We start from the raw sequence: 19,159 nt of genomic DNA, 5'->3' as shown, positions 1-19,159 counted from the left end.
ACTGCTCTTCTGTTTGCTTCTGGCGAAGAGTCGACTTTCTTATAGAACGAAGGAGGGCCAGAAAACGGATCATGTAGCTACGACATGAACATAAACTCAGCACTCATCTGTGAGGGTTAGACGACGACCGTAAAAGATATTGGTTTATTGTAGCATGCGGTCTTACCCTTTTTCAAATAGTGTTTGCTTGTTAGTGGAGAGTGAAGGAGGCGTTATGGACATTGTGAAAAAACTCCTGGCATTACCGTTCATGCATCTGTTGATCGAGCTCGGTCTGTTCTTCGTGCTGTCATTGCTGCTGTCTTTGGGGTTGCTCTTTGTAGAGGTTCCGCGTGGCTGGCAGGATGTCATTCTCTATGCGATCTCGGCACTGGCCGGGGTCATTACCTTGCTGCTTGCGCAACGCTGGCCCGAGCGTCTTCCCTCGGTGGAGGGTGTGGGGTTGTCCCCGCGACATGCGTTACGCGATAGTGCGCTTGGCCTTTTCTGGGGCTCGATCCTGGTGGCGGGAGTTCTGGGGTTGCTGGCCTTGCCGGGCTGGTATCGGGTAACGGGCATGATCGCGCCGGGGCAGATCCCCGCTTTCCTGCTCCACGGTCTGCTGCTCTTTCTGGCCGGAGCAATCTATGAAGAGGCCTTCTTTCGTGGTATCATCTTTCGACTTCTTGAACGGATCGTCGGGTCCTGGGGGGCAGTGGTGCTCAGCGCGGCACTGTTTGGGCTTGCGCATCTGTTAAACCCGCATGCTACCATTCTCAGCGCGCTGACGATCATGGTCGAAGCAGGTGTTACGTTCGCGGCCATTTACATGGTGACGCGCAGCCTCTGGGCCGTGACCGCTGCTCACTTTGGTTGGAACCTGATGCAGGGAACCATTCTGGGCGCGCCTGTCTCCGGAATCGCGTTTCCCGGTATCCTGCATGCAAGCCTGAGCGGTCCCGAGATCTGGACTGGTGGCAGCTTCGGCGTTGAGGGCAGCCTGATAACGCTCTGCCTCGGCGTGTTTCTCGCCGTCTACTTCTTGCGCCTTGCGCAGCGGAAAGGGCAGATCTATACCCCTGAGTGGATGCGCAAGCTCTTGCTCAAGCAGCAGATAGCCTAATGTTGCTCCTTTGGCTTGTAGAGCACGACGATATACTGATGCGCGATATTCGGGATGTAGGCAACAGGGTAGCCATACGGGCGTAACCGCGTTCCTACCTGATACCAGATGATCTCGCCTTTGGGGATAAAGCCATACCGTCTGGCTCTCCGGGCGAGATCTACATGTGTGAAGATATATTCTCCCCGCTGATAGGCGTTGCGCACAATCACGACCATGTACTTCTGTGGCTTGAGCAAGCGATAACACTCCGCGAAGACCTGCCCCATTGCATCCAGATAGGCTTCATAATCGGGAAGATTGGCGAGATCGGCGGGATGGTCGGAGCGCATATCATAATCGGTCCGCCGGTTGGCATGATTCGCGGCGTAGCGGGTGTTTGACATGGTTTGCTCAAGATGGATATTGTAGGGAGGATCAGTCGCGATAAAGTCAAAGGAAGCGGATTCCATGTCCTGCATTAGCTTCAGACAATCGCCACAAAGCATCTGTTGCGGTAGCAGGGTCCCCTCGCTCTCGGTAAGCACGTGTTGATAGATCTCTATCCATTTTGGGTTGATCTCAATTCCAATGGCTTGCCGTGGCTTTTTACAGATGGAGGCACCAATAAGCGTGCCGCCAACGCCCGCGAATGGGTCGAGCACTCGAGCGCCCGGCTTGGTGAAAAACTCGATTAACTGGCACATAAGCTGTGGAGGCTTATTTGCTCCGTGCTGCTTGCGTAGCTTATGTCCGTATGCTGACGGATAGGACGTGGTGTGGATGCTCTTCGTAAAATACAGCCATTCTGCTCCTGTTAGTTCATTGAGCGTATTACGCGCTGAAATATTGCTATTATCCACAATTTTGCTCCGCTATCCCTATTACTCACGGTATGTCATCCTTTTCCAGACCAGGCGGTGCATACATGTGAGTAATAGCTTTTCTTAAAAAGAACACTTTTGCTTCTGTAATTATGCTACCAAATGCCGCGAAAATACGTACATTATATATAGGAGGTGTTGCTAAAACGTTGGGTCTCCCCATGCCCAACGTTTCCCCCTGGTAACACCTTCTATGCCTTACTTCCTTTTATGCGTTCCAGAGTAATATATCCTCGTTCCCGGGGAGTGCTGTGTGCTGCTGCTCTGCTCCTGATCTCCTCCATTCGCAGTATACAGCTTTGTTCAATAATAACTTTTGGATGATCTCATTGTAATCAGCTTGCGAAAAGTGCCCGAAGTGCGAGAGGCAAAGCTGTTGCCGCAGATCAGGCCAGCGGCGCACACGTTGCCCTCGACCCAGATGGAGCGTCTCTTCATAGAGCTGTTGCAGGGCGGTTGCCCGCCGTTCCTGCTCCTGAGCAAGAAACCATTCTTCCCCGAGAACTCCCCGACAGCTCTCCCTGTACAGGTGCTGCCGATAGAAGCTAATCGCGTCATTCATACAGAGCAGGCTATCCTGGCGGCGCGTGGCAAACAGGAGCGTATAGGGTTGTGCCGCAACATGCGCCGGACCGACCTGCATCAGGACCGGAATGCGCTGAATTGGGAAGGAAAAGTGACGTTTCATCACTGCCATAAAGAGCGTGAGAAAGCCTGAAACGGCCTTTGCGGGCGGCAGTGTTTTCCAGCGATCGCTGCGCAGAAGATCTTTCAACTGTGTCGCAACCTCGCTTGAATGCTGGGCTGTTTGCATCAGGGCCGTGACCTGTTGATGAGAAATCAGCAAGCAGAGCTCGGTGGGAGCTGTCCGCCTGAAGAGTGGTACAAGCTGTTCATAGCGAAAGAGGTTTGGACTCAGAGGGTTAAGGAGAAAGAGCGCTGGCGATTGCTCAAGCTGTTGCAGTATGGTTGTCGCTGCATTGGGCCAGGGGAGCTGAAAAAGAGTGCTTTTGCCAGAAAGAGTCAGGGGTTGAGCGGTATGCTTCCGCTTGCCGGGAGCAAAAAGCAGGGCGGAGAACTGAAAAGATGCGTGTTCTTGCTTCAGGCTGTTTGTGAGCGAGAGAAAAGGCTGAAGCGCCGCGGGCTTGCCTGTCCCGTTGCACTGAGAGGACAGGGCACGCGTCTCAAGCCCCAGGGCATCAATCCAGTAGCAGCGGCGAAAGATACGTGTGGCGATCAGGGAGCGACAATAGGCCGGAAGATAGTGTTCTACCAGCCACTCTCGTACTGAGGACAGTACGTCCCATTCGGTGAGACGGCGCGTTCGGCGTGTCACCGTTCCGGTTCTGCTCTGTTCTTGTTCATTGTGATCGATATCGGCCCACAGGTTCATATTGCGCTCATTTTATCACAACCGGGTGAGGAGATTCCGGGAAAATGCGGGCAATTCTAAAATGCTCGTATAATTGCTTCTACCTATGATGAGAAAAAAAAGATCCCCCATCCATAACGAATGGGGGCATGAGGAACGGCCGTTAATGGGCGGCGGTTGCCAGTAGATCATCTTTATGGACGCGCATGTAGGTCACACTGATGAGCGAGACGATCAGCATCAGGGCCGAGAAGGTCATCAGGCCATAGAAGCCCTGCCAGTCGACAAAGATGCTGCCAATACCCTGGCCGAGTGCCTGGCCGATACCCAGCACGACAGAGTACAGGCCCATGACCGCGCCACGTTTGCCAGGCATGCTTTCAGCAATGGCGTTCATCTGAGAGAGCGCTACCGGCGTAAAGCCAGCCAGCAGCAGCAGACCAACCACCGCAAGCACCAGCATCGAGATGGCAAACGGCAGTATCCCGGCAGGCAGGCTCTCCATCGTGCCACTCAGGCTATTGACGATCGAGAGGGAGGCAATCAGCAGGGCCAGCCCGGAGAGACCGATATACATCACGGTTGAGCGACGCATGCGCGGGACAATAAACATCCACAGGCCCATTCCTATCAGGAAGAAGAGCGCGAACAGTCCCACCCACATCGTCGATGCCATGCGATCGAAGCCGCCGTAGAAGAGCTGTCCCGGATGACGTGCACTGGCGGCGGGCTCTGGATAGGTCATAATCAGCAGAATCTGGTTCGGGAGTGCGCCAATCAAGGCGTTCACGGCGAACCATGCCGGGATAAAGGTGAAGATGCGGCGATGGCGGATCATCGCGAACCCTTCCCAGATCGAAGGGTGAGACGCTGTCTGCTGCTCACCGATGTGATGGCTCTCTTTTATGCCGAAGAAGGACACAGCGACGATGGTCAAGTAGAGCGCAAGCACGATCAGGAAGCCCGTCGTCCCGGCCATTTTGCTGATTGCCCCACCAAGCGGGATTGCTAGCGCCAGTCCGGCCACCGTGACGACCTCAAAAGCGGTATTTACTTTCGCGCGCAGCTTCTCAGAACCAATCGTCACATCTGTGAAATAGCCGAGCGTGCCGGGCACATTCATGCCAGTGGTGGCACCTTCGAGCAGACGCCCAACCAGAATGACGCCGAGCAGGATCAACAGATGCAGATTGAACTGATCCGCGTTCGGGCTCGGGTAGATGCGCGAGATGGTGAAGAAGCCGAAGACAGCAATAGCTGCCGGAAGCGGACCAAAGACCAGGAAGGGACGGCGGCCAAAGCGGTCTGAAAGGCTGCCGATGATGGGAGAGAGAAACAGTTCAGTCAGGTAGTAGGATTCAAGAACAAGGGTGACCAGGAAGGCCGATTCAAAATGCTCTCCCAGGTAGAAGGTCAGAATAATAAAGCTCACACGCCCGGCGACACGAAGCAGCAGGGTCGACAAAATGATGACCGCCAGGGATGAGATACTGAGTTTTGGTGTGGTTTCAGGCTTTTTTACGAGCTCCCTTGGAGGACTCTGTTCATGTGAATTGGTATTTGTAATCATGCAGGCGTAGCTTTCCAATCATGAGTAAAGAATAGGAACAGAAAAACTTCTACCATGTTTATTTAAGGAAAAAAGGAACGCCGCGCCGTAATCCATGCCAGAGATGCGATAACAGGAAACAGGGCAATGGTCGGCCACGTGTGCCCCGAAAAAGCACTTACTCTTCAGAAGAGTATACGTGTCATGTGTCGAAAAAGTTTGTCAAAAGTGTCGCGATCCTGTCTCAATTGTGTATGCTTCCCCAGTATACAGAATTGTGCGTGAACTGTGATGGGTCTGGAGACGGATCATCGGGTAGTCTCCAGATGGGTTATTGCTTTTCAGCAAGTGAAAAGAGCGTCACCTGAAGATGCCAGAAGGCGTAAAGGTATTTCTCCCTGTATCATGGTAACGTGGAAAGGCAAGAAAAATCAAAGGTGGTGGCCCTTTCTGGGGGATGAAAAGGCAATTTGACACTCCCCCTTGACTATACTACAATAGACACTGAGGAAGTGTATTTTTGACACTAGCTCGTACATGTCGATGTGTGTATAGGGCGTATTATTACGGAATAAAAAAGGAATCCCGTCTTATGGGAACACCACTCCCCATTTTTATAATGGTTACGCTGGCTGTACTCTTCGGCATCCTGGTAATGGTTGTCTCAAGCATTCTGGGACCGAAAAAACCGACACCGGCAAAGCTAGCGCCATACGAATGCGGTATCCAGGAGGTTACGCCGCCAAAGCGACGCTTCCCTGTCAAATATTTGTTGACAGGTATGCTCTTTATCGCGTTTGACATTGAGATAGTCTCGTTTTATCCGCTCGCCGTCCTGATGAATAAGCTGGAAGTGTTCGGGCTTATCGAATTACTGGTCTTTCTGGCAGTTCTGGCGGTGGGCTACATTTTTGTTTGGCGGAAAGGGGCTTTTACATGGGAGTAAAGAATCCCTGGGAGCCAGTACAGACGTATTCCAATACGCAGACGCCGCGCTTGCGCAAAGAGTTGAACGTCCATAACAAGGATGGCAGCTTCGGCATTCTGACCACTCAGGTAAGCAAACTGATTGATTGGGGCCGTAGCTCTTCTCTGTGGCCCGCGCTATTTGGTCTGGCTTGTTGTGCTATTGAAATGATGTCCACGACTGGAAGTCGTTTCGACCTTGCTCGCTTTGGAGCCGAGGTGTACCGTGCTTCACCGCGTCAGGCTGATCTGATGATTGTTGCCGGGCGCTGCTCGGTGAAGATGGCTCCTGTGCTGCGGCAGATTTATGACCAGATGCCCCATCCGAAATGGGTTATTTCGATGGGGGCATGCGCCTCCTGTGGTGGCGTCTTTAATAATTATGCAATCGTACAGGGTGTAGATAAAATTGTTCCTGTTGATGTCTATGTCCCTGGCTGTCCCCCGACGCCTGATATGTTGCTGTTTGGCTTTACCGAATTGCAACGCAAGATCCGTGAAGGTATCCCCAATCCACCTGATCCACTCGAAGCCAGCGGCCTCAAGCTGGTGGGTCCCGTGGGTGAGGACCAGTAGAAGCCGGGTGAACAGGACACCCACAAGAACAACCACGAAGAGTTTCGGGCCAAGCGTTGGAGGAGAGAGAAAAGCCCGCACCTGAGCGAAACATGCCTGCTGGTTGGCGCAAACCACAGAGGGGGAAACAGGTTTTACCCCCTCTTTCTGGCGTTTAGGCGGGTTTTTCAGGGACCAAACGACGTCACTGGCCTGCTCGGGCTTTTTATGTTTTAGTGTAGGGATGTAGATATATGGTCATAACAGCAGCTTCGACAGTGGATGTGGTACGGGAAACGTTCCCGCAAGCTGTGGTTGAGATCGTCGAATCCAATGGCGAACAGACGATTGTGCTCAAACCAGAATATCTTCTGACCGTTTGCGCGCATCTGCGCGACAAGCTGGGCTATGATTTTCTGGAGACCGTTACCGCTCTCGACTGGCTTGAGCGTGTACCACGTTACGATGTTGTATACCACGTGTTGTCGTATTCAAACCGCTGCTTCATCCGCTTGAAAGTACGCGTTGGTGAGCGCGGTGAAGAGTACCCTGTTGTTCCAAGCGTCGTGCGCATCTGGCCCGCCGCCAACTGGTATGAGCGCGAGGTCTATGATATGTTCGGGATCAAGTTCAGCAACCATCCCGACCTGCGACGTATCCTTATGCCGCCCGATTGGACAACACACCCGTTGCGGAAAGATTATCCCCTTTCCGGCTTTGATCTCCCTGAGCCCCACTGGGGTGGGCAGGTTCCTTATGACGTTGATCCCGGTGTGGGCTCCTATTATGAACAGTCGCTTCGTAGTGCAGAGGGCCGCCAGGTAGATGATCCTCGTCGTGTGCTGAATCCCAATCAGGAACCGGGAACGCTTCCACAATCGAACGAAGAGACGCTTTAAACGGTTATCTGCAAGAGGATGTCTATGCAGCAGAAAGAAAAGTTGAGTATCCCGGCAGGAACGTCCTATTCCCTTGAAGAGGGATCGCCTCTGGTCGATGGGCGCCATGACGATACTATGACGATCAATATGGGACCGCAGCACCCGAGCACTCACGGTGTGTTGCGCCTGATCCTGACCATCGATGGCGAGACCATTGTGAAGGCTGTTCCTGATATTGGTTTTCTGCATACCGGGATTGAGAAAACCGCCGAGTCCAAGTCGTATCATCAGGCGCTGGTGCTGACAGACCGTATGGAGTATCTGTCTCCACTCTGCAATAACCTGGCTTACAGTCTTTCGGTTGAACGGCTGCTCGGCATTGAAGATCAAATCAATGAGAAGATCAAGCATGCTCGTGTGGTGTTGGCCGAATTGCAACGTATCGCCAGCCACTTGATCTGGCTTGGCACCTCGGCTCTCGACCTGGGCGCACAGAGTATGTTCCTGTACTGCTTCCGCGAGCGTGAAGTCATCCTGGACATCTTTGAGATGGTCTCAGGCGTTCGCATGATGACCAGCTACATTTGTCCCGGAGGCTTGCAGGCCGAGCTCCCTCCTGGCTTCGATCAGAAGGTGCGCGATTTTCTGGACTACTTCCCGGAGCGCTTGCATGAGTATCATGACCTGCTGTCCAACAACCAGCTCTTCCTTGATCGCACCAAAGATGTCTGTAAGATTACCAGAGAACAGGCGATTGCCTATGGTGCGACCGGCCCGGTGTTGCGCGGCAGTGGCGTGGTCTGGGATATTCGCAAGGTCTTCCCCTATTCAGGGTATGAGAAGTTTGAGTTTGATATCCCGGTTGGCTCAAATGGCGATGTCTATGATCGCTATCTGGTGCGTATGCTTGAGATGGAAGAGAGCATGAAAATCATACGCCAGGCGCTCGATGGCATGCCAACTGGCCCTTATCGCGTGCTTGACCGCAAGGTCGCGCCGCCGCCGAAATGGCAGATTACCGGCAATATGGAGGCGCTGATCCATCATTTCAAGCTGTTTACGGAAGGATATCGTCCACCGAAGGGAGAAGCCTTTGTTCGTACCGAGGCTCCGAAGGGCGAGCTTGCAATCTATATGGTAAGCGACGGCAGCCCCAAACCGTACCGTATGCATGTACGCGCTCCTTCCTTTGGCAATTTGCAGGTGCTTCCAGTGATGATTGAGGGAAGCCTGCTCTCAGATGTCATTGCTGCTATTGGTAGCGTTGATCTTATGCTCGGGGAGGTTGACCGATGATTTCAGAACAGGCCAAACAGCGCATGCGTGAGCTGGCGAAGCGCTATCCGGCTGCCCGTTCGGCGGTGTTGCCCGCGCTCTATATCGCACAGGAAGAAGAAGGCTATATTACCCGTGAGGGCATCGATGCGGTCGCCGATGTGATCGGTATTACGCCCGATGATGTGGAGAGCGTTGCGACATTCTACACCATGTATCATAAGCAGCCTCCCGGCAAGAAGGTGATCAAGGTCTGTACCAGCATCTCCTGCTATCTGCGCGGCTGCGATAAGCTCATGCAGCATCTGGAACAGCGACTCGGGATCAAGGCGGGCGAGACGACTCCTGATGGGAACTATACCTTGCAGGGGGTGGAATGTCTGGCGTCCTGTGGTACCGCTCCTGTGTTGCAGGTCAATGGCGAGTTCGTGGAAAATGTCTCGCTCCATGATGCTGATGCATTGCTGGATGAACTGGACAAAGAGTTAAAGGCAAAAAAATATGAGCCCAGAACCGAAGCCCGGTTGTAGGGGAGGAACCCGATAGCATGCCAGAGATGGAAAAATTTCTAACGAAACATATTGATGTTCCCGGCATTGATACGCTGGACGTCTATCGCCAGTATGGCGGATATGAGGCGCTGGCGAAGGCACTGCGTGAGTATCAGCCCGACCAACTGATCGAAGAGGTGAAGAAGTCGGGGCTGCGGGGGCGTGGTGGTGCGGGGTTCCCTACCGGCATGAAGTGGAGCTTTCTGGCCAAGAACGATAAACCGCGCTACCTCTGCTGTAATTGCGATGAGAGTGAGCCGGGCACGTTCAAAGACCGGATGCTGATGGAGAAGATCCCGCATTTGCTCGTGGAAGGCGTGCTGATTACCAGCTATGCCTGTCGCATTTCGACTGCATTTATCTACATTCGCGGTGAACTGGCCCTGGCCGCCCGCCAGGTCGAGAGAGCCGTCAAAGAAGCCTATGAGGCCGGCCTGATCGGTAAGAATATTCTGGGTTCTGACTTCAGCGTGGATATCATTGTGCATCGGGGCGCCGGTGCCTATATCTGCGGTGAGGAGAGCGCTTTGATGGAGTCACTGGAAGGGAAGCGCGGATATCCTCGCCTCAAGCCGCCTTTCCCGGCTGCGGTTGGCCTCTATGGTGGCCCGACCGTGATCAATAACTGCGAAACTCTCTGTACGGTTCCTGCCATTATCCGTCATGGAGCCGACTACTATGCATCCTTTGGCACGGAGAAGAGTAAAGGAACGCGTATCTTCTGTCTCAGTGGTCATGTGAAGAAGCCCGGTAACTATGAGCTGCCGCTTGGTATTCCTATGCGCACCCTGATCTATGATGAGCAGTACGGGGGCGGTGTCCTGGGAGACAAAGCGGTAAAGGCCATTATCCCTGGTGGCTCGTCGACCTTCTTCCTGGGACCTGATAAGCTGGACACTCCGCTCGATTACGAGTCGATTGCCGCGGCTGGCTCAATGCTTGGCTCGGGCGGCGTCATCGTGCTGAACGAAGATACCTGTATTGTCGGGGCTATTTTGCGTGCGGTTGAGTTCTATCGCGATGAGTCCTGTGGCAAGTGTACGCCCTGTCGCGAGGGAACATTCTGGCTCACGCAGATTCTGGAACGCCTGGAACATGGCGAGGGCAAGATGAAGGATATCGATTTGCTGACAGATATCTGTAGCAACATCAGTGGCAAGTCCTTCTGTCCGCTCGGTGACGCGGCGACCAGTTTGATTACCAGTGGTGTGCGTCTCTTCCGCGAAGAGTTTGAGTATCATGTCAAACACGGACACTGTATGGTAAGCAGTCAGCCCGCGCTGGTATAAAACCTGAAACGTATGCTCGTTTGACATCTTACGGCGAAGAAGCCGCCTGAACAGGTAGAAGTACATTATGTCAGAAGAGAAGAAAGACGAACTCGTACACCTTACCATTGATGGCATTCCCGTTGAGGTGCCTCCTGGTACGCTGGTGTGGGCTGCGGCTCAGAAGGCTGGCATCGAGATCCCGATTTATTGCTATCATCCCAAGATGCCGCCGCTGGGTGCATGCCGTATGTGCTTTGTCGAAGTTGAGGGAATGCCCAAACCTCCACAGACCGCCTGTACAACACCGGTCAGTGAGGGTATGGTTGTTCATACAAAGACAGAGAAAGTGCAGAAGGCGCGCCGTGGCACGTTGGAATTCCTGTTGATTAACCACCCGCTGGACTGCCCGATCTGTGATAAGGCAGGCGAGTGCGATTTGCAGGATTTCACTTTGCGTCATGGCCCGGGGAGCACGCGCTTTGATCTGCATAAGCGCCATTATCCCAAGCCGATTCCTGTCAGCAAGGACATCAATCTTGACCGCGAGCGCTGCGTGCTCTGTCAACGCTGTACGCGCTTCAGTTCAGAGATCTCGATGGACAATGGCCTCGTAATGGTCAAACGAGGCTACCGTACAGAGGTCGGTACGGCCCCTGGACATGCCTTCGATTCGATCTTCTCGGGCAACACAGTTGAGATGTGCCCGGTTGGGGCGCTGACCGCGACCAGCTATCGCTTTAAGGCGCGGCCCTGGGAATTGAAGCGTATTCCAAGTGTCTGTAACAATTGCAGCGTAGGGTGTAATGCCCGCGTTGATGTGCGTGTTGACCGCGTGACTCGCCTGTATTCGCGCAACAACGACGCGATTGATGATGGCTGGCTGTGTAACCGTGGTCGTTGGGGGTTTGAGTTTATCAATAACCCGCAGCGCCTGCGCACGCCGCTGATCCGACGCAATGGCCAACTGACCCCGACCTCCTGGGAAGATGCGCTGCTCTATATCGCACAACGCTTTAAAGAGATCGGCGATGCGCATGGCGCGAAGGCAATCGGTGGCATTGGCTCAACGCGAACCACAAACGAAGAAAATTATCTTTTCCAGAAGCTGCTGCGTGAGGTTGTGGGTACCCCGAACGTCGATCACCATCACGGCTATTTCCTGGGTCCCCGTGATCGTTTGACCGGGCGTCCCTGGATGATGACCAATAGTATCGCTGATATGGAAAAGGCGTCGCACATTATCCTGGTAGCCTCCGATCCATACCAGCGTCAGCCGATTCTCAATCTGCGCCTCAAGAAGGCGATGCGGAACGGCACGCGCATTATCATTATCAACGATCAGCCGACCGAGATGGATCGCTTCGAGAAGAACGAGCTCTATGCGGTCACGAAGATTACAATCCCTGAGAAGAGTGCTGGCCTGGCCGCCAAGCTGCTACTGAAATATGCTGTGCAGCACGGAGCCGTGAAGGTTGAGGGCTATGAAGATGTCCCGAGCCAGCTTCTACGCGAGTCCTCGCAGTTGGAAGAGGCGGAACGCTCTTTCGGCGAGGAAGCTGTCAAGCGCTTACAGGCGACAGCGAGCGAGCTGGTTGATGCCCGAGCTGCGATCGTGCTGTACGACGAGATGGCAACGCTGGAGGAGGGCGCGGAGAATCTAGCAACCGACCTACAGGCGCTGGCTTTCCTGACCGGCAATATCGATAAGCCCGGTGCTGGGGTGGGCCCGCTCTTTGAGGATGCGAACTCGCTTGGCGCCCGCGATATGGGCGTATTGCCTGATGCGCTGCCCGGCTATCAGCTCGCCCCTGAAATCGGTATGACCTACTCGGAGATGCTGAATGGCACTGGCCTGAAAGCGCTCTATGTAATGGGTGCGAATCCACTGCGCCATGTGGATGCGCTGCCACAGAGCCTGGAATTTCTGGTTGTGCAGGATATCGAGCTGACCGAGACGGTAAAGCAGGCTGATGTGGTGCTGCCGGCGGTCACGTTTGCCGAGAAGGATGGCACTATGACCAATGTCGATCACCATGTGCAGGTGATTCGCAAGGCGCTGCGTCCGCTGCCGGGGGCAAAGGCTGACTGGGAGATCTTACAGGCGGTCGCGCACAAACTGGGGGCGCAGTGGAACTACACCGGCCCGCGTGAGATCTTCCGGGAGATCGCCGATAGCAACCCGTTCTATCTCGGCCTGACCTATGAAGAGCTGGGCATGCAGGGACTGCGCACGCAGGAAAAGGAGGCTGCTCATGCTTGATTTCCTGAACAATGAAATCGTGGCCTCGGTCATTAAAAGCATCATCCTGATCTTTATCCTGCTGACCATCTTTGCCTACATGACGCTGATCGAGCGTGTGGTGCTGGCACGCATGCAGGGGCGCCTGGGGCCGAACCGCGCTGGCCCCTTCGGTATGTTCCAACCGCTGGCAGACGCGATCAAGATGGCGTTTAAGGAACAGTTGGTGCCAGCTCAGGCGAAGAAGTTCATCTATATGCTGGCTCCGGTGATCTCGATTGTGGTGGCGCTGTCGGCTTTTGCAGTGATCCCTATCGGCATGCCCTGGAGTGGTGATGTCAGCAAGCGGGGGCCCTGGGACCCCTTTATCGGCGATGTCAATATTGGCCTGCTCTGGCTGCTTGCCATGTCGTCGTTAGCTGTCTATGGCATTGTGCTCGGCGGTTGGTCGTCGGGAAACCGCTACTCGCTGCTTGGCGCATTGCGCAGTGCAGCACAGATGGTCTCCTATGAGACCAGCATGGGGCTTGCGCTGGGTGGCATTCTGATGTTCTCTGGAACGCTGAGCATGGTCGGTATTGTGCAGATGCAGCGTGATATGGGCATCTGGTTTGTGGTAGCGCAGCCGCTTGGCTTTGTGATCTATGCCATTGCGGGTGTTGCCGAGGTGAACCGTGCCCCGTTTGACCTGCCAGAGGCGGAGCAAGAGCTGACCGCTGGATATCTGACCGAGTATGCGGGGCTGCGTTGGAGCCTCTATCAGATGTCCGAATACATCAACATGATCACAGTCAGCGCTGTGGCATCAACCCTGTTCTTTGGTGGTTGGAGCTTCTTCGGATTGGAAAACATTGCGCCCATTCTTTCGGTGGTGTTTTTCGTTATCAAAGTCGCTTTCTTCCTGTTCATTTTCATGTGGCTGCGTGCAACTCTGCCGCGTATTCGCTATGACCGCCTGATGATGTTTGGCTGGCAGTTTCTGTTACCGCTGGCCGCGTTAAATGCGGTGATTACGGCGACAACGGTTGCACTTCATCTGCCCTGGTTTGTCAGTGGTATTGCCGGATTGCTGGTGATTGTTGTTGTGCTGTTCCTGGTGCGCCGATATGAGGTTATCAAAGGGCTGCGCTTTGAGGAGGATAGCAAGAAAGGCAAGTTGGTACTGCCTGCGACCGTGCGCCTGGTGAAGTTTGAGGCCTCTGCACCCTCGAATGGCTCCACTGAGAAAGACACAACACCTGTGCAGGTATAGCGTCACGTCGCACCTTGTTCCGTGTGAAGTGGATCGCGTGATATGAAAGCATGAAAGACACCGTCCGAGCCATCACTCTGCCTGTTTCCGGGGGTATCAAAGGTTGCAAGCAGGGGCGGCTCGGACCGCGTGATAGGAGCATCTACAATGTCAATGGAAATTCTCAAGGGGATGGCAACAACCCTCAAAAATATGGTGCGTAAGCCTACCACCGTTTCGTATCCAGAGGTAGAGCGTGAACTGCCGGCGCGTTTCCGTGGTCGTCATGTGCTCCATCGCTATGAGAATGGGCTTGAGCGCTGTGTTGGCTGTTATCTGTGTGCTGGTGCCTGCCCGGCAGATGCCATCTATATTGAGGCGGCGGAGAATACCGAGGAACAACGCGTCTCTCCGGGTGAGCGCTATGCCCGGGTGTTCGATGTGAATATGCTGCGCTGTATCTTCTGCGGGTACTGTCAGGCGGCCTGCCCGACCGGCGCCATTACCCTGGAAAAAGAATATAAGCTGGCTTCGTATTACCCGGAAGATATGATCTATCATAAGGAACAGTTGCTTGAGCCAGTCGGACAGTCAACGATCGGCTCCGCTGCCGTGTGGGCTGATCCCGCACCGCCAGAGGCAGAAGAGCAGCCTGTTCCTCAGGCAAATCTGGTCTTTGATGGTGCACAGGCCAGTGCGGCAGCGGTCGGTATGGGAAACCTGAAAGCCGAGCGCCCTGTCCTGCTAGAAGACGAGGAGCAAGACGCCGACAGACGGACGCTGTAAGTGAGGGCTGGCACGGTATCGGGCTGCGGTAGCGTGTCAGCGTTTGGTTCGGCTTCGATTCGATGAGGAATTCGTTATGACACCTGATATAGCAAATATGTTGGCGTTCGGCGTGCTGGCGCTTGCCAGCATTGCTTCTGCCATAGGAGTTATCGCTTTTAAGAACGCGGTACACAGCGCGCTCAGCCTGATTCTCACGCTGTTCTTTGTGGCGATGTTCTATCTCCAGCTCGGGGCGATGTTTATTGCCGTGGTGCAGATTCTCATTTATGCCGGTGCGATCATGGTTCTCTTCCTCTTTGTAGTGACAATGCTCTCACCGGACACACAAGAGATGGAGAAGAATCGTCTTTCCTGGCAGCGGTATGCAGGTATTCTGCTTGGCATCGTTCTGGTGGGCGCCTTGAGTTACCTGATCTACTCACAGGTCTCATCGGGGAGCATCATGCAAACTCAGCATGAGAGTCTGCAACAGGTTGTGCAGAAGCAGGGAGATATCCAGGCTTTTGGTCTGGCGCTCTTTCATGGCTTTGCCTTCCCCTTTGAAGTGACCAGTTTGTTGATTGTTGTCGCGATCATTGGCGCTCTGGTCTTCGGGCGCAGGTCGTCGTAGGGAGGAATGCTGATGCCAGCAGTTGTCAATTTGCCGCCATTGTCGGCATATCTGGTGGTAAGCGCCGTCCTGTTCACCATTGGGGTGCTGGGTGTGATTATTCGGCGCAACCCGCTGATTGTCTTTATGTCGATTGAGTTGATGCTGAATGCCGTCAATCTCTCTTTTCTCGCTTTCTCACGTTTTCTTGACTCGGCAGATGGACAGATGTTTGTGTTTGTTGTGCTCACCGTCGCGGCAGCCGAGGTCGTGGTGGGACTGGCAATTATCGTCACCATCTTCCGCACGCGCCGCAACATCGATGTAGATGAGATGAATATGTTGCGCGGCTAAGAGAGGGAAGTATGCAGAATTTTGGTTTATGGATGTTGCTCCCTCCCCTGCTCGGTTTTATCATTCTGGGGTTGCTGGGCAAGGTATTCTCGCGGGCCGTGATCCAGACGGTGGCCTGGGCTGCCTGTGGCATCTCCTTTCTGGCTGCCGGGTTGAACTTTCTGGTGATGCTCGGCACCGCGCCAGATCAACGGGTGAGCGACGTCGTTCACTATACGTGGATGGCCTCTGGCCTCGCGTCCGAATTCAAGGTCGACTTCGGCATTCTCTATGATCCCCTGACGGCAGTAATGATGCTGGTGATCACCGGGGTTGGCCTGCTGATTCACATCTATTCCGCCGGGTACATGAAAGATGATCCCGGTTTCTGGCGTTTCTTCGCCTACCTGAACTTCTTTATTTTCTCAATGGCGCTGCTGGTCCTGGCGAACAACTTCCTGTTCCTGCTTGTCGGGTGGGGGTTGGTCGGTCTGGCATCGTTCTTGCTGATCGGTTTCTGGTATCAGCGTCCCGCGCCTGTCGCGGCGGCTCGCAAGGCATTCGTCATCAATATTATTGGTGACTTCGGCCTGATGATTGCGCTGTTCCTGATCTTCAGCAATTTCGGATCGCTGCAATATCAGGAGGTCTTCAGCCATACCGCGAAACTGGCAGCGGGTAGCACTACCGCTATCGTGATCTGTCTGCTGCTCTTTGTGGCCTGTGCGGCCAAGTCGGCGCAGTTGCCGCTCTATATGTGGTTGCCGGATGCAATGGAGGGCCCGACTCCGGTCAGTGCCCTGATCCATGCTGCGACGATGGTTACTGCCGGTGTCTATCTGGTGGCTCGCACGCATGTGCTGTTTGAACTGGCTCCCACTGCGCTACTGGTGGTTGGCATTATTGGTGGCCTGACCGCGCTGTTTGCCGCGACGATTGCCCTGGTCCAGCTGGATATCAAGCGGGTGCTGGCGTACTCCACAATCAGTCAGCTCGGCTACATGTTTATGGCCGAGAGTGTACATAACTATGGCGCGGGCATCTTCCACCTGATGACGCATGCCTTCTTTAAAGCGCTGCTCTTCCTGGGCGCGGGCGCGGTGATTATCGCGCTTGCTCATGAGCAGGATATGCGCAAGATGGGCGGCCTCTGGAAGCGGATGCCTATCACGGCCTGGACCTTCCTGATTGCGACATTGGCGATCAGTGGTGTGCCTCCGTTCGCTGGCTTCTGGAGTAAGGATGAGATTCTCAGCACGCTGTTCGCGCAGGCTATGTCGACCGGGAACGCGGTCTATTATGTGCTCTGGGGTCTTGCCCTGCTGACGGCTGCGCTGACGGCTTTCTATATGTTCCGCCTGTTCTTCATTGTCTTCACTGGAACGTATCGCGGCGAGCAGGCTGTGGTGCGTCGCCATGAAGAAGAAGAGGAGGAAGAGGAGGAGCCGGGGCACCACGCCACTCCTGTTCCGTACTATGAGATCAGAGAAGTGCCGGGTGTGATGTCGACGCCTTTGGTCCTGCTCGGTATTCTCTCGGTAGTTGGCGGCTTGATCGGTATGCCCTTCTGGTCTCCGTTCGGACAGTTCCTTGAGCCAATCTTCCACGGCGTTGAAGCTCCGCACCTCTCTGGAGGGATGGAATGGGTCTCTGTGATCCTGAGCCTGGTCGCGGCTGCCATTGGTTTTGGCGCGGCATGGTCCATCTATCGCAAGGGCTATGCGTACAGAGAGAAGCGGAACCCGTTCTATCAGTTGCTCTTCAACAAGTATTATGTTGATGAGCTTCTGGATGCAATCCTTGTGAAGCCGATTCTGGCTCTGGGTCGCGGTCTGACTACCGCGCTGGAAAACTTCACGCTGGAAGGCGTCAGCCGTGGTATTGCCGGGGTCTTCCGGGGAACCAGTTCAGGGCTGCGCACACTACAAACCGGCTACATGCGGAACTATGCGTTTATTATCCTGGTAGGTGTTGTGTTGATCATCCTGTACTACGTGGTGATGAGGGGGTAGAAGTCATATGTTTCAGATTGTACTTCCTTTGGTCGTCCTCCTCCCCATTGTAGGAGGGATTCTTACACTCTTCTTGCCGCAGGCCCGACATGGCCTGATCCGAGGCTTTGCGCTGGCTGTCTCTGGGCTGACCCTGCTTGGCAGCCTGGTCCTGGCGCTGGTATATGCACAGAAGACGGTGAGCCTGTTCAGTGAAGCAACCTATGGTATCAGTCTTCCCTGGATTCCGGCAATTGGTATTAACCTGACGCTGAATGTTGATGGTATCAGCGTTGTGTTGATTGTATTAACCGCATTGCTGGCTCTGGTCTGTATCGGTGCGTCCTATCGGCTGGAGACAAAGGTCAAGCATTACATGGCCTTTATGCTCCTGCTTGCGGGCGGCATTATTGGAGTCTTTGCCGCGTCGAATCTCTTCCTCTTCTACATCTTCTGGGAGTTGATGCTGATTCCGGCTTATTTCCTGGTGGGAAGTTGGGGAAGTGGACGCCGCGTGTATGCTGCGCTCAAGTTTGTGATCTTTACCTCAGTCGGTAGCTTGCTCATGCTGGCAGGAATCATCGCGCTTGGTGTGTTCTACCAGCGTTCGACTGGTTGTGCCTATACGCTCGATCTGGGAACGTTACTCAATGGTATCGTTGATCCGGCGACCGGTCAGGTATCCTGTAAGCTCTCGCTGGATCACACCGCACAAATCTGGCTTCTGCTTGCGTTTGCTGCTGCCTTTGCGGTAAAGATCCCGTTTGTGCCGTTCCATAACTGGCAGCCCGACACCTATAGCGCGGCTCCTGCTCCCGTGACCGCCCTGATCGCCGGTGCGATGTCGAAAGCTGGCGCGTACGGCTTCCTGCGCTTCTGCATTCCGTTGTTCCCGCTGGCTATCCAGGATCTGGCTCCGCTTTTCCGCACGCTGGCGGTAATCGGTATTCTCTACTGTGCGGTCCTGGCGCTGGTACAGGTTGATGTCAAGCGCCTGCTGGCCTATTCCAGTATCAGTCACCTGGGCGTGGTTATGCTTGGTATGTTTGCCTTTAATGCTCAGGGGGCCGAGGGCTCGGTGCTACAGATGGTAAACCACGGTATCACTACCGCTGCCCTCTTCCTGATCGCAGGCTTTATTGAGGAGCGCACCGGAACACGCAAACTGACCGATTTTGGTGGCATCGCAACAAAGGTTCCGGTACTGGCAACAGTCATGCTGATTGCGGCGCTCTCTTCTCTTGGCTTGCCCGGGCTCAACAGCTTTACCGGTGAGTTCCTGTCTCTGCTCGGGGCATTCCGTAACAATGTCTGGTTTGGTACTATTGCGACCATTGTGGTAGTCCCGGCAGCGTGGTATATGCTCCGCTTCTTCCAGGGTATGATGGTTGGACGCCTGCCCAAAGCGGGCCCGGTTGTCGCCCAGTTGCGGAAAGGGGCATTGCCTGATATTCGTCTGGGCGAGTTTGTGGTGATCTTACCATTACTGGCGTTGATCGTGTACATCGGCTTGCAGCCGAACTTTATTACAGCGTTGCTGCATTCGTCGGTGGCGAATACGATTCAGAATCTTGGCGTATTATTCGTGAAATAGGCCGCCGG

Annotated in this window: 17 protein-coding genes; 14 read left to right on the top strand and 3 right to left on the bottom strand. The window is 54.3% G+C overall.

The features are described 5' to 3' along the window. The first annotated feature begins 214 nt into the window (after positions 1–214). The gene (locus tag EI42_RS24785) at positions 215–1,102 is read left to right on the top strand and encodes a CPBP family intramembrane glutamic endopeptidase (protein ID WP_170142892.1); all 888 of its coding nucleotides are present in this window, start codon (positions 215–217) and stop codon (positions 1,100–1,102) included. Here EI42_RS24785 and EI42_RS24780 read toward each other — a convergent pair. The 3 genes from EI42_RS24780 to EI42_RS24770 all read right to left on the bottom strand — a co-directional run bounded on the left by EI42_RS24780 (position 1,099) and on the right by EI42_RS24770 (position 4,907). Then, positions 1,099–1,944 carry a DNA methyltransferase gene (locus EI42_RS24780; protein ID WP_170142891.1) on the bottom strand — a complete coding sequence of 282 codons (846 nt, stop codon included), beginning with the start codon at positions 1,942–1,944 and terminating at the stop codon, positions 1,099–1,101. The two genes, EI42_RS24785 and EI42_RS24780, sit on opposite strands and share 4 nt — an antisense overlap. Before the next feature lie 229 nt (positions 1,945–2,173). Continuing rightward, entirely contained in the window at positions 2,174–3,358 is a 1,185-nt protein-coding gene (locus EI42_RS24775; RefSeq protein WP_111325333.1) for a hypothetical protein, read from the bottom strand. A 142-nt stretch (positions 3,359–3,500) separates the two neighbouring features. Then, positions 3,501–4,907: an MFS transporter gene (locus EI42_RS24770; RefSeq protein WP_111325332.1), complete on the bottom strand. Its 1,407-nt coding sequence runs from the start codon at positions 4,905–4,907 to the stop codon at positions 3,501–3,503. A 571-nt stretch (positions 4,908–5,478) separates the two neighbouring features. Between EI42_RS24770 and EI42_RS24765 the strand changes: the two genes are divergently transcribed. The 13 genes from EI42_RS24765 to EI42_RS24705 all read left to right on the top strand — a co-directional run bounded on the left by EI42_RS24765 (position 5,479) and on the right by EI42_RS24705 (position 19,151). Then, positions 5,479–5,832 (top strand): NADH-quinone oxidoreductase subunit A, encoded by a 354-nt coding sequence (locus EI42_RS24765; RefSeq protein WP_111325331.1) that lies wholly within the window; start codon positions 5,479–5,481, stop codon positions 5,830–5,832. Further along, complete coding sequence (locus EI42_RS24760; protein WP_246046336.1) at positions 5,823–6,428, top strand: NADH-quinone oxidoreductase subunit B; 606 nt, start codon at positions 5,823–5,825, stop codon at positions 6,426–6,428. The genes EI42_RS24765 and EI42_RS24760 overlap by 10 nt, the downstream gene beginning before the upstream one ends. A 233-nt stretch (positions 6,429–6,661) precedes the next feature. After that, positions 6,662–7,306, top strand: coding sequence for an NADH-quinone oxidoreductase subunit C (locus tag EI42_RS24755; RefSeq protein WP_111325330.1), 645 nt, complete (start codon positions 6,662–6,664; stop codon positions 7,304–7,306). Positions 7,307–7,330: 24 nt separating this feature from the next. Next, a complete protein-coding gene (nuoD, locus tag EI42_RS24750) occupies positions 7,331–8,584 on the top strand; it encodes an NADH dehydrogenase (quinone) subunit D (RefSeq protein ID WP_111325329.1) in 1,254 nt (417 codons plus the stop codon). Then, complete coding sequence (gene nuoE, locus EI42_RS24745; RefSeq protein ID WP_111325328.1) at positions 8,581–9,093, top strand: NADH-quinone oxidoreductase subunit NuoE; 513 nt, start codon at positions 8,581–8,583, stop codon at positions 9,091–9,093. The genes nuoD and nuoE overlap by 4 nt, the downstream gene beginning before the upstream one ends. A 17-nt stretch (positions 9,094–9,110) precedes the next feature. Then, on the top strand, positions 9,111–10,403 hold the full coding sequence (nuoF, locus tag EI42_RS24740; RefSeq protein ID WP_111325327.1) for an NADH-quinone oxidoreductase subunit NuoF: 1,293 nt from the start codon (positions 9,111–9,113) through the stop codon (positions 10,401–10,403). 67 nt (positions 10,404–10,470) lie between these two features. Continuing rightward, positions 10,471–12,645, top strand: coding sequence for an NADH-quinone oxidoreductase subunit NuoG (gene nuoG / locus EI42_RS24735; protein WP_111325326.1), 2,175 nt, complete (start codon positions 10,471–10,473; stop codon positions 12,643–12,645). Further along, the gene (nuoH, locus tag EI42_RS24730; RefSeq protein WP_111325325.1) at positions 12,638–13,876 is read left to right on the top strand and encodes an NADH-quinone oxidoreductase subunit NuoH; all 1,239 of its coding nucleotides are present in this window, start codon (positions 12,638–12,640) and stop codon (positions 13,874–13,876) included. Before nuoG ends, nuoH begins: the two co-directional genes overlap by 8 nt. Positions 13,877–14,023: 147 nt before the next feature. Beyond that, positions 14,024–14,641 carry an NADH-quinone oxidoreductase subunit NuoI gene (nuoI, locus tag EI42_RS24725; protein WP_111325324.1) on the top strand — a complete coding sequence of 206 codons (618 nt, stop codon included), beginning with the start codon at positions 14,024–14,026 and terminating at the stop codon, positions 14,639–14,641. A gap of 76 nt (positions 14,642–14,717) precedes the next feature. Next, a complete protein-coding gene (locus EI42_RS24720; protein WP_111325323.1) occupies positions 14,718–15,254 on the top strand; it encodes an NADH-quinone oxidoreductase subunit J family protein in 537 nt (178 codons plus the stop codon). 12 nt (positions 15,255–15,266) lie between these two features. Beyond that, on the top strand, positions 15,267–15,587 hold the full coding sequence (gene nuoK / locus EI42_RS24715; protein ID WP_111325322.1) for an NADH-quinone oxidoreductase subunit NuoK: 321 nt from the start codon (positions 15,267–15,269) through the stop codon (positions 15,585–15,587). 11 nt (positions 15,588–15,598) lie between these two features. After that, complete coding sequence (nuoL, locus tag EI42_RS24710) at positions 15,599–17,578, top strand: NADH-quinone oxidoreductase subunit L (protein WP_111325321.1); 1,980 nt, start codon at positions 15,599–15,601, stop codon at positions 17,576–17,578. A gap of 7 nt (positions 17,579–17,585) precedes the next feature. Beyond that, complete coding sequence (locus EI42_RS24705; RefSeq protein ID WP_111325320.1) at positions 17,586–19,151, top strand: complex I subunit 4 family protein; 1,566 nt, start codon at positions 17,586–17,588, stop codon at positions 19,149–19,151. The last annotated feature ends 8 nt before the right edge of the window (positions 19,152–19,159 follow it).

Origin of the sequence: Thermosporothrix hazakensis (assembly GCF_003253565.1) — a bacterium.
Classification (GTDB): Bacteria; Chloroflexota; Ktedonobacteria; order Ktedonobacterales; family Ktedonobacteraceae; genus Thermosporothrix; species Thermosporothrix hazakensis.
The sequence above is the reverse complement of the archived record's forward strand: the minus strand, read 5'-3'. Positions and strand labels throughout refer to the sequence as shown.